Source organism: Streptomyces sp. (assembly GCF_036524955.1).
Lineage (GTDB): Bacteria > Actinomycetota > Actinomycetes > Streptomycetales > Streptomycetaceae > Actinacidiphila.
Genome location: NZ_DATDBG010000192.1, coordinates 1 through 10,049, shown reverse-complemented (window position 1 = coordinate 10,049; position 10,049 = coordinate 1). Strand labels below are relative to the sequence as shown.

The window sequence follows — 10,049 nt, the reverse complement described above, 5'->3', positions numbered from 1 at the left end:
CCCCCCCCCCGCGACAGAGCCGCCGCGACGGCGACAATGGCCGTATGACGACTTCGAGGACCGTGACGCTGATCGGGAAGCCCGGCTGCCATCTGTGCGACGACGCGCGGACGGTGATCGAGAAGGTCGCGGCGGAGACCGGCGCGGTGGTGGAGGAGCGGGACATCACGCGGGACCCGGAGCTCTACGACCGCTACTGGGAGCAGATCCCGGTCGTCCTGGTCGACGGTGAGCAGCACACCTTCTGGCGGGTGGACGAGCGCCGGCTGCGGGCGGCCCTGTCGGGCAGGTAGGCGCTCCCGGGGTGCCCGGCGGCCGCCCGCACGTGAAACCGCACGCGAAGCCCGGGGTGTTTTGACCGGGTTACCCGCACTCGCGCATGTTCGATTATCATCGAGGGCGTTTTGTGCAGCCGGGGGCGATGCGTGAGGAGTGTGGCACGTGCTCTCGGGTCGGAGCCAGGGTGCGTACGGCTATGCCGTGGTGGACCTGGAGGCGAGCGGTTCGTCCTCGCGGCGGCACCGGGTGGTCGAACTCGCCGTGGTCCTGCTGGGCCGGGACCTCGTACCGCAGGGTGAGTTCACCACGCTGGTCGATCCGCAGGGTCCGGTCGGCCCCACGCACATCCACGGCATCGAGGCGGTCCACCTGGGCGGGGCGCCGCGGTTCGCCGGGATCGCCGCGCGGCTGCTGACGCTGCTGCGCGGCCGGGTGCTGGTCGGGCACAACGTCGGCTGCGACCGGGCGTTCCTGGCCGCCGAGTACGCGCGGGTGGGCCTGCTGCTGCCGGCCGTGCCGGAGCTGTGCACGATGCGGATGGCGGCAGCCCGCTCCGCGGACCGTGGAGCGGGCGACCGGGGGCCGCGCGGGCTGAGCCTGCGGGCCTGCGCGACCGCGGCCGGGATCACCGGCTGGCACCCGCACACCGCGCTCGGTGACGCCCGGGCCACCGCTGACCTCTTCACCCGCTACGCGCCGCACGCCGCCGGTCTGGCGGAGCGGATGGCGCTGGCCGCGGCGCTGCGCTGGCCCGAGCCGTCCGGTCTGCCGGCGGTCGCGGACGCGCTCTGGGTGCGGCGCGGGAACGAATCGACGCGGCGAACCGTGCCCAATGTCCGGAATGAGAGTGCGTGATGCCCATCACTTCCCGAGGGCAAATCGGACACCATCTTTGTGCACGCGTTCACAAAGACATAGCCTGGCGTCCACGGGGCGGCCCCAATGACCGTGGTCGTCTTCAGCCCAGCTCTACCCGCAGGAGCACCGTGGCAACTGGCCGATCCCACCGACCGGCGACCCGTAGCCGAGGAATTCCCGAGGCCACCGTCGCCAGGCTTCCGCTGTACCTGCGGGCACTGACAGCTCTCTCCGAGCGTTCGGTGCCCACCGTGTCCTCCGAGGAACTCGCCGCCGCCGCCGGAGTCAACTCCGCCAAGCTGCGCAAGGACTTCTCCTACCTCGGCTCTTACGGGACACGGGGTGTCGGCTACGACGTGGAGTACCTCGTGTACCAGATCAGCCGGGAGCTCGGGCTGACCCAGGACTGGCCGGTCGTCATCGTGGGTATCGGCAACCTCGGGGCGGCGCTCGCCAACTACGGCGGGTTCGCCTCCCGCGGCTTCCGGGTCGCCGCGCTGCTGGACGCGGACACGGCGCTGGCCGGGCGGCTGGTGGCCGGGCTGCCGGTCCGGCACATCGACGAGCTGGAGGCGATCGTCGCGGACAACCAGGTGTCGATCGGCGTCATCGCGACCCCCGCGGGCGCCGCCCAGGAGGTCACCGACCGGCTGGTCGCCGCCGGGGTCACCTCCATCCTCAACTTCGCGCCCACCGTCTTGTCGGTGCCCGACGGCGTGGACGTACGCAAGGTCGATCTCTCCATCGAACTGCAGATCCTCGCCTTCCACGAGCAGCGCAAGGCCGGTGAGGAACGTCAGGAACCGGACGGGGACGTGCCCGCCGTGATGCCCGCATGAGCGAGCGCAGCGTGGGGGCACCCCCGGCCGGAGGCTGGGGGAGGGTCATGGAAAGGTGCGTTCCGGACGAAGGCCGGCCCGAGCGCAGCGAGGGACAGGCATGAGTCTTCTGGTCGTGGGACTGAGCCACCGAACGGCTCCGGTGAGCGTCCTGGAGCGCGCCGTGCTCGCCGACGGCGTCCGGGCCGGTCTGCTGCGGGACGCGGTGGCGGCCGAGCCCGCCACCGAGGCGGTGGTGCTCTCCACCTGCAACCGCATCGAGCTCTACGCGGACGTGGACAAGTTCCACGCCGGGGTCGCCGAACTGTCCACGCTGCTCGCCCGGCACAGCGGCGTCAGCCTGGAGGAGCTGACCGCGCACCTGTACGTGCACTACGAGGACCGGGCCGTCCACCACCTGCTGTCGGTGGCCTGCGGGCTGGACTCCATGGTGGTCGGCGAGGGCCAGATCCTCGGCCAGATCAAGGACGCGCTCGCCCTCGGGCAGGAGCTGCACACCGCGGGGCGGCTGCTCAACGACCTCTTCCAGCAGGCGCTGCGGGTCGGCAAGCGGGCGCACTCCGAGACCGGTATCGACCGGGCCGGGCAGTCCCTGGTCACCTTCGGCCTCAGTCAGCTCGCGCCCGCGACCGGTTCGCTCACCGGTAAGCGCGCGTTGGTGGTCGGCGCCGGCTCGATGTCCTCGCTGGCCGCGGCGACCCTGGCCAGGGCGGGCGTGGGCGCGCTGACCATCGCCAACCGCACGGTCGAGCGCGCCGAGCGCCTGGCCCACCTGCTCACCGAGCAGGGCGCGGCAGCCCGCGCGGCCACCATGGCCGAGGTGCCGGACGTCCTGCCGACCGTGGACATCGTGATCTCGTGCACCGGTGCCACGGGCCTCGTGCTGACCGCGGACGAGGTGAAGATCGCGGTCGCCAACCGGGCCGCGACCGTCGCGGACGGGCCCGCGCCGGACCTCTCCGCGCCGGACCTCGCGCACTCTGCGGCCACGCCGGCGCCGCTGGCGGTGCTGGACCTGGCGATGCCCCGCGACATCGACGCCGGGGTCCACGGCCTGGACGGTGTCCACTTCGTGGACATCGAGTCGCTGGCCGCCGCGTCGGCGGACGCGCCGATGGCCGCGGACGTCGATCAGGTGCGGGCGATCGTCCTGGAGGAGGTCGCCGCGTTCGGGGCTGCCCAGCGCGCCGCGCGGATCACCCCCACGGTGGTGGCGCTGCGGGCCATGGCGGCCGATGTCGTGGCGGGTGAGCTTTCCCGGCTCGACGGTAGGCTGCCCGGTCTGGACGGCAAGCAGCGGGCGGAGATCACCCAGACCGTGCGCCGCGTCGTGGACAAGCTCCTGCACGCGCCCACTGTGCGCGTCAAGCAGCTCGCGGGCGAGCCCGGCGGCGCCGGGTACGCCGACGCGCTGCGCGAACTGTTCGACCTCGACCCGCAGGCGGTCGCCGCCGTCAGCCGGGCCGACACCCCGGGCTCCGCTCCGGGCACCGCAGAACCGAAGCGAGGGCGGCCATGACAGACCCTGCGGGGCTGTACCCCCAAGAACCCGCCGCTGCGAGCGACCCGCGCCCCGCGGGGGCGCCCCCCAGGGGCGCGGGGAACAGCGCGACCAGCCGTGACGGCTCCGCATCCGGCAGCGGGCCGGGACCCGACGAGCTGGATTCCGCCGTGCCCCGGCCCGCCGGCCCGCTGGGGGCTGGGCGCGCAGTTCCCCGTCTCCCTGCGGGGCGCACCCCACTGCGGCTCGGGACGAGGCGGAGCGCGCTCGCCATGGCGCAGTCCGGCATGGTGGCCCAGCAGGTCGAGGAAGCCACCGGGCGAGCGGTCGAACTCGTGGAGATCACCACGTACGGGGACGTCTCGCGGGAGAACCTGGCGCAGATCGGCGGCACCGGCGTGTTCGTCTCGGCGCTGCGGGACGCGCTGCTGGCCGGGACGATCGACTTCGCCGTGCACAGCCTCAAGGACCTGCCGACCGCCGACCCGGAGGGCCTGGTGCTGGCCGCGATCCCGGTGCGGGAGGACCCGCGGGACGCGCTGGTGGCCCGGGACGGGCTCACTTTCGAGCGGCTGCCGGCCGGAGCCAGGGTGGGGACCGGCTCGCCGCGCCGCATGGCCCAGTTGAACGCGTGGGCACGGTCACACCATCTGCGGATCGAGACGGTCCCGATCCGTGGCAACGTTGACACGCGAATCGGGTACGTTACTTCCGGCAAGCTCGACGCGGTCGTGCTGGCCGCCGCCGGGCTGAACCGTATCGGCAGGCTCGCGGAGGCGAGCGAGCTGATCGCTGCCGACGCCGTACTGCCCGCCCCCGGCCAGGGGGCGCTGGCCGTCGAGTGCGCCGCCTCCAACCCGGAGTTGGCCGCACAGCTCGCCGAGCTGGACGACCCGTTCACCCGGGCCGCCGTGACCGCCGAGCGATCCCTGCTCGCCGCCCTCGAAGCCGGCTGCTCCGCCCCTGTGGGCGCGCTGGCCGACCTCGTGGCCGACGGGCAGACTACCGAGCTGCGCCTGCGCGGCGTCGTCGGCACCACCGACGGCACCACGCTGGTGCAGATGTCCATCACCGGTCCCGTACCGGCATCCGACGACGAAGCGCGGGCCCTCGGCCGCGAACTCGCCGCCGAGATGCTCGCCAAGGGTGCGGCCGGTCTTATGGGGGAGCGCACACCTTGAACCCCGCCGTCGTCGCTGATACGAACCGCCCTGGTGCGAAGGCGCCCGGCCGCGCCGGTACGTCCGGACCTCCGGGCACCTCCGCCGGACCCGTGACCGGCCACGTCACCTTCCTCGGTGCCGGGCCCGGAGACCCCGGTCTGCTGACGCTGCGCGCCGTGGAGGCGCTGGCCGTCGCCGACCTGCTGATCGGCGACGGCCCTGTGCTCGATGTCGTACGGACGCACGCCCGCGCCGACGTGGGCACGGCCGAACCCGCCCTGGACGGCGAGGTGTTGGACCCCTCCGCGGACCCCTCCGCTGTCGTCGCCCAGCTTGTCATGACGTCCGCGCGGACCGGCAAGCGGGTGGTCCGCGCGATCGCGGGCGATCCCGGGCTCGACTCCTCGGCCGCCGCGGAGATGCTGGCCTGCGCCCAGGCGGGCATCCCCTTCGAGGTCGTGCCGGGTGTCGCCGCGGCGCTCGGCGTACCGGCGTACGCGGGCGTGCCGCTCAGCGGGGACGTACGGTTCGTGGACGCGGCGACCGCCTCCGATCGGTGCTGGACCGAGGTGGGCGCGAGCGACGCGACGCTGGTGGTCTCCACGACGCTCCAGACCGTGGCCGCCGTCACCGCGGAGCTCATCGCCTCCGGCCGCAAGCCCGACACCCTGCTGTCGGTGACGGTCGCGGGCACCACCACCCGGCAGCGCACCTGGACCGCGACGCTCGCCACCATCGCCTCCGAACTGAAGGCCACCAAGGCGCTGCCCACCCCGGAGGGCCCGATCGCCGCGATAGCCGTGGTCGGCGAACGGGCGGCCCAGCGCGAGCACCTGTCGTGGTTCGAGACCAAGCCGCTGTTCGGCTGGCGGGTCCTCGTACCGCGGACGAAGGAACAGGCCGCGTCGCTCTCCGACCAGTTGCGGTCGTACGGCGCCGTGCCGCACGAGGTGCCGACCATCGCGGTCGAGCCGCCGCGCACCCCGCAGCAGATGGAGCGCGCGGTCAAGGGCCTGGTCACCGGCCGGTACGAGTGGATCGCCTTCACCTCGGTGAACGCCGTCAAGGCGGTCCGCGAGAAGTTCGAGGAGTACGGGCTCGACGCGCGGGCCTTCGCCGGGATCAAGGTCGCGGCGGTCGGTGAGCAGACCGCGCAGGCGCTGGTCGAGTTCGGCGTGAAGCCCGACCTGGTGCCCAGCGGCGAGCAGTCCGCGGCCGGCCTGCTCGAGGACTGGCCCCCGTACGACCCGGTCTTCGACCCGATCGACCGCGTCTTCCTGCCGCGCGCCGACATCGCGACCGAGACGCTGGTCGCCGGTCTGGTGGACCTCGGCTGGGAGGTCGACGACGTGACCGCCTACCGGACGGTACGCGCCTCGCCGCCGCCGGCCGACACCCGCGAGGCGATCAAGGGCGGCGGTTTCGACGCGGTCCTGTTCACTTCCTCCAGCACGGTACGCAACCTGGTCGGCATCGCCGGCAAGCCGCACAACGTGACGGTCATCGCCTGCATCGGCCCCGCCACCGCCAAGACGGCGGAGGAGCACGGCCTGCGGGTGGACGTGATGGCTCCCGAGCCGTCCGTCCACGCCCTCGCCCAGGCCCTCGCCGACTTCGGCACGGCCCGACGTGAGGCGGCGCGCGAGGCGGGCGATCCGGTGACGCGGCCCAGCGAGCGCCGCCCGGGCGCGAGGCGCCGGGCCCGCGTCTAGGCCCGGGCCCGGCGGGGGCGCTGACCGACCCCGCGTCGGGAAGAGCACCCCTTCCGCGGGCGTACCGTGGACGGGCACGCGCGAAGTGCTCCAGCCCTCCCGTTGACATCGAAAGGCGGCGCGGCAATGAGCCGGTACGGCGAGTTCCCCGGTGCGCGACCCCGGCGCCTGCGTACCAGCCCCGCCATGCGGCGGCTGGTCGCCGAGACCCGGCTGCACCCGGCCGAGTTCATCCTGCCCGTCTTCGTGCGGGAGGGCATCCGCGAACCGGTTCCTGTGTCGTCCATGCCCGGCGTCGTGCAGCACACCCGGGACACCCTGCGGAAGGCGGCCGTCGAGGCCGCCGAGGCGGGGGTCGGCGGGATCATGCTCTTCGGGGTGCCGGAGCTGAAGGACGCGGTCGGCAGCCAGGGCACCGAGCCCGACGGCATCCTCCAGGTCGCCATCCGCGATGTGGTCGCCGAGGTCGGCGACGCGATGGTCGTCATGTCCGACCTGTGCCTCGACGAGTACACCGACCACGGCCACTGCGGCGTCCTCGACGCCGAGGGCCGCGTCGACAACGACGCGACGCTGGAACGGTACGCCGAGATGGCCCAGGTCCAGGCGGACGCGGGAGTCCACGTTGTCGGCCCGTCCGGGATGATGGACGGCCAGGTCGGCGTCGTACGGGACGCACTGGACGAGATCGGCAAGCAGGACGTGGCGATCCTGGCGTACACCGCGAAGTACGCCTCCGCCTTCTTCGGCCCCTTCCGTGAGGCGGTCAACTCCTCCCTCCAGGGCGACCGCAAGACGTACCAGCAGGACCCGGCGAACTTCCGCGAGTCGATGCGCGAGCTGGCGCTCGATCTGGAGGAGGGCGCCGACATCGTGATGGTCAAGCCCGCGCTGCCGTATCTTGATGTGCTCCGGAAGGTCGCCGACGAGGTGGACGTGCCAGTGGCCGCCTACCAGATCTCCGGGGAGTACGCGATGCTCGAGGCCGCGGCGGCGAACGGCTGGATCGACCGGGACCGCACGATCATGGAGACGCTGACGTCGATCCGGCGGGCCGGTGCAAACATGATCCTCACGTACTGGGCCACGGAAGTCGCGCGGCGGCTCTGAGCCCGGGTTTCCGGGGGGGCCTGCCACTCCCGGGCCCCGCTGACGAAAGGGGAGGGCACTCCACATGGCGCGTGGCATACCGTCCTGGGCCGTCGTATCGGGCCTGACCGCGGCGGCGATGGTCGGCGTCTCCGTCCTCGCCCTCCAGGCCAGCGGAGTGCCCACGAAGAACCCGGCCGCCGCCTCCCCCACCCGGCACCCGGCGACCAGCCGCCCGTACACCCCCCCGCCCCCGCCGCCGGTCCCGGCCCTCTCCGGCACCGGCAAGCGCATCGTGTACTCCCTCGGCCAGCGCCGCGTCTGGATCGTGCCTGTCACCGGCCGACCGGTCCGCACGTTCGTTGTCCAGCCCGGCACTGTCCCTGCCAAACCGGGCATCCACTTCGTCACCGGTCGCACCCCCTCCACTGTCGGCGCCGACGGTGCGAACGTCGAGCACATCGTCTACTTCGAGTACACCGCCGAGACCTGGGTCGCCTTCTCGTCCCCCACCGACGACAGGCTCGTCAAGCCCGACCCGTCGCTCCGCATGGGTGGTATCCGCGCCCACCGCAAGGACGGCGCGGCCATCTGGAACGCGACGGTGGTGGGGTCGACGGTGGTCGTGGTCCGCTGAGGTCCGTGCCGCCGCGGTCCCGGACTGCCGACCCTGATCCGCTCAGGTCCCGGGCGGCCCGTGCTCAGCGCGAGCCCTGGGTGAGCGCGACCGAATCCGGGACCCGAACGGGTTCGGGCACGGACAGGGGAAGCACGCCGGTGATCTGGCCGATCGCGTAGTGGGCCGACATCATGGCGCCCTCCTGCCAGCCGGGGAGCGGCGATGCCTGATCGCCGACGACGTAGAAGCGGTCCTCGCCCTCGGGCTGGAGCAGTTGCTTGTACGCCACCATGTGCTCCGGGTCGTCCGGGCGCCACGCGGCCCAGCCACCTCGCTGGTACGGAACCTTGTGCCAGGCGATGCTGACGCCCTTGTCGGTGGGGACGACGGATTCGTCCTCGAACGCGCGGTGGAGTTCGATCGCGCCCTTGCGGGCCATCGCCAGTCGTTCCTCGGGCGAGCGAGCCGAGCTTCTCGGCCGCGTCGTCGAAGTTGTAGGCGCCGGTGAGGGTTCCGTTGCTTGTGAAGTAGTCGTTGGACGGGTACCACATCTGTGTGATGTTGTGCTCGGTCCAACTGATTCCGCCGAAGATGCTGTCCGGGGCGTCTTCCCAGAAACGGGTGTTGGCCTGCCAGCCGACCTTGCAGGTGCGGGCGAAATCCACCGCCTGGATCGCGTGCTCGAACTCCGGGGAGAAATTGGTGAGCGTCAGGTCCCGCAGGACCGGCAGCGGGATGTTGCTGACGCAGTAGTCGGCCTGCGTGGCGAAACGCTCGCCGTCGCGCTCGTACTCGACGCCGACTCCGCCCTCGCCGTCGAGCGTGATGCCACTGACCACTGCGTTGAGCTCGATGATGTCGCCGAAGTCGCGCCTGATCCGTTCGCTGAAGGCGTCGACGATCCGGTCCATGCCGCCGACCGGCTGGAACATCGTGGCCTGCCACAGGTAGTCGACCGGCTGGTAGAAACGCGCCTTCCAGAACCGGGACTCCACCAGCTCCTCCAGCGCAAGTGGCGGTAGGGGCTTGGGGAATTCGTGGACGTTGGGCGGCTCGGAGTAACCGGATCGGGTGGAGCCGTGGTATTCGCCTTCCGCGTCGAGGTCGCCGAAGACCTGCAGGAGAGCGCGCAGCTCCCCGGTGAAGGCGTCCCGTTCTGACAGGTACCGGGCGGCGAAAGCGGCGAGGTGGCCCCGGGTGTCGTGGGCGACCCGGCGGTTGCGCCAGCGGACCGTTCGGCCGTCCGAGCCGGCGAAGAGATTGGCCGTGGTCTCCATGACGTACGGCTCCAGGGCGACGCCGAATTCGCGGCAGTACTCCAGGACCCGGCGGTGGTGGTGCGGGATGCGGCCGGGGCCCAGGTTGAGGTAGAGACCGTCGTCGAAGGCGCAGGTGTGGGTCCGCACCCGCTCGCCGGCCGAGTCGATCTCGTACAGTTCGTCGCCCGTGCGAGCCGTACGGTTGCGCCCGCCCACCCGGTTCTGTGCCTCCAGCACGGTGACGCGGTACCCCAGCGACCCCAGTTCGTAGGCCGCGGTCAGCCCTGCGACGCCCGCGCCGAGGACGACCACGGACGCGCCTTCGCGCGGAGCTGCCGGCGCCTCGAACGCTCCGGTCCATCCGGTCGCCTCGGGCCCGCCGCTGCCGATCATCGCGTTCCGCAGCGCCTGGCCGGCATCCAGTGCGGCGGTCATGGCTGCGTCCGGCGGGTCGGCTGTTCGCATGCGGTGTTGGTCATGGTCACTCCTGGTGGCGTTCGTTTTTGGATTTCCGGTGCTGCTCTGAACTTTACCAAGCGTGAGCAATTGTAAACTCTGCGTAGTCAATGTAAGGGTTCAGCGGCGAATTTCACTCTCCTGCACATGTACGCAGCGTGAGTTGGCGCGCCCACTGTCCACTGCGGGCCGGGCGGGCCGGGCGCGGATGTCCGCGAGGCCGGCGGCCTGCGGGGGCGGGGGAAGGAGGCGGGCGGAGCCGCAGCGGTGACGC

Annotated in this window: 8 protein-coding genes and 1 pseudogene; 8 read left to right on the top strand and 1 reads right to left on the bottom strand. The window is 72.1% G+C overall.

From position 1 onward, the window contains the following. Window positions 1–44 precede the first annotated feature (44 nt). The 8 genes from VIW71_RS15950 to VIW71_RS15915 all read left to right on the top strand — a co-directional run bounded on the left by VIW71_RS15950 (window position 45) and on the right by VIW71_RS15915 (window position 8,078). Complete coding sequence (locus VIW71_RS15950) at window positions 45–293, top strand: glutaredoxin family protein (RefSeq protein ID WP_331622948.1); 249 nt, start codon at window positions 45–47, stop codon at window positions 291–293. 148 nt (window positions 294–441) lie between these two features. After that, entirely contained in the window at window positions 442–1,134 is a 693-nt protein-coding gene (locus VIW71_RS15945; protein WP_331622947.1) for a 3'-5' exonuclease, read from the top strand. A 131-nt stretch (window positions 1,135–1,265) separates the two neighbouring features. Next, complete coding sequence (locus VIW71_RS15940) at window positions 1,266–1,976, top strand: redox-sensing transcriptional repressor Rex (RefSeq protein ID WP_331622946.1); 711 nt, start codon at window positions 1,266–1,268, stop codon at window positions 1,974–1,976. A gap of 100 nt (window positions 1,977–2,076) precedes the next feature. Then, a complete protein-coding gene (locus tag VIW71_RS15935; protein WP_331622945.1) occupies window positions 2,077–3,495 on the top strand; it encodes a glutamyl-tRNA reductase in 1,419 nt (472 codons plus the stop codon). 173 nt (window positions 3,496–3,668) lie between these two features. Next, window positions 3,669–4,658, top strand: a complete 990-nt coding sequence (gene hemC, locus VIW71_RS15930) for a hydroxymethylbilane synthase (RefSeq protein ID WP_331622949.1) — start codon at window positions 3,669–3,671, stop codon at window positions 4,656–4,658. Window positions 4,659–4,750: 92 nt separating this feature from the next. Then, window positions 4,751–6,352 carry a bifunctional uroporphyrinogen-III C-methyltransferase/uroporphyrinogen-III synthase gene (locus VIW71_RS15925; protein WP_331622944.1) on the top strand — a complete coding sequence of 534 codons (1,602 nt, stop codon included), beginning with the start codon at window positions 4,751–4,753 and terminating at the stop codon, window positions 6,350–6,352. 126 nt (window positions 6,353–6,478) lie between these two features. Next, the gene (gene hemB, locus VIW71_RS15920) at window positions 6,479–7,462 is read left to right on the top strand and encodes a porphobilinogen synthase (RefSeq protein ID WP_331622942.1); all 984 of its coding nucleotides are present in this window, start codon (window positions 6,479–6,481) and stop codon (window positions 7,460–7,462) included. Between the two features lie 64 nt (window positions 7,463–7,526). Next, a complete protein-coding gene (locus VIW71_RS15915) occupies window positions 7,527–8,078 on the top strand; it encodes a hypothetical protein (protein WP_331622941.1) in 552 nt (183 codons plus the stop codon). A gap of 509 nt (window positions 8,079–8,587) precedes the next feature. On the opposite strand, the pseudogene VIW71_RS15910 reads toward VIW71_RS15915, so the two are convergent. Next, window positions 8,588–9,712: pseudogene (locus tag VIW71_RS15910) on the bottom strand (flavin monoamine oxidase family protein); the annotation flags it as partial. Window positions 9,713–10,049 lie beyond the last annotated feature (337 nt).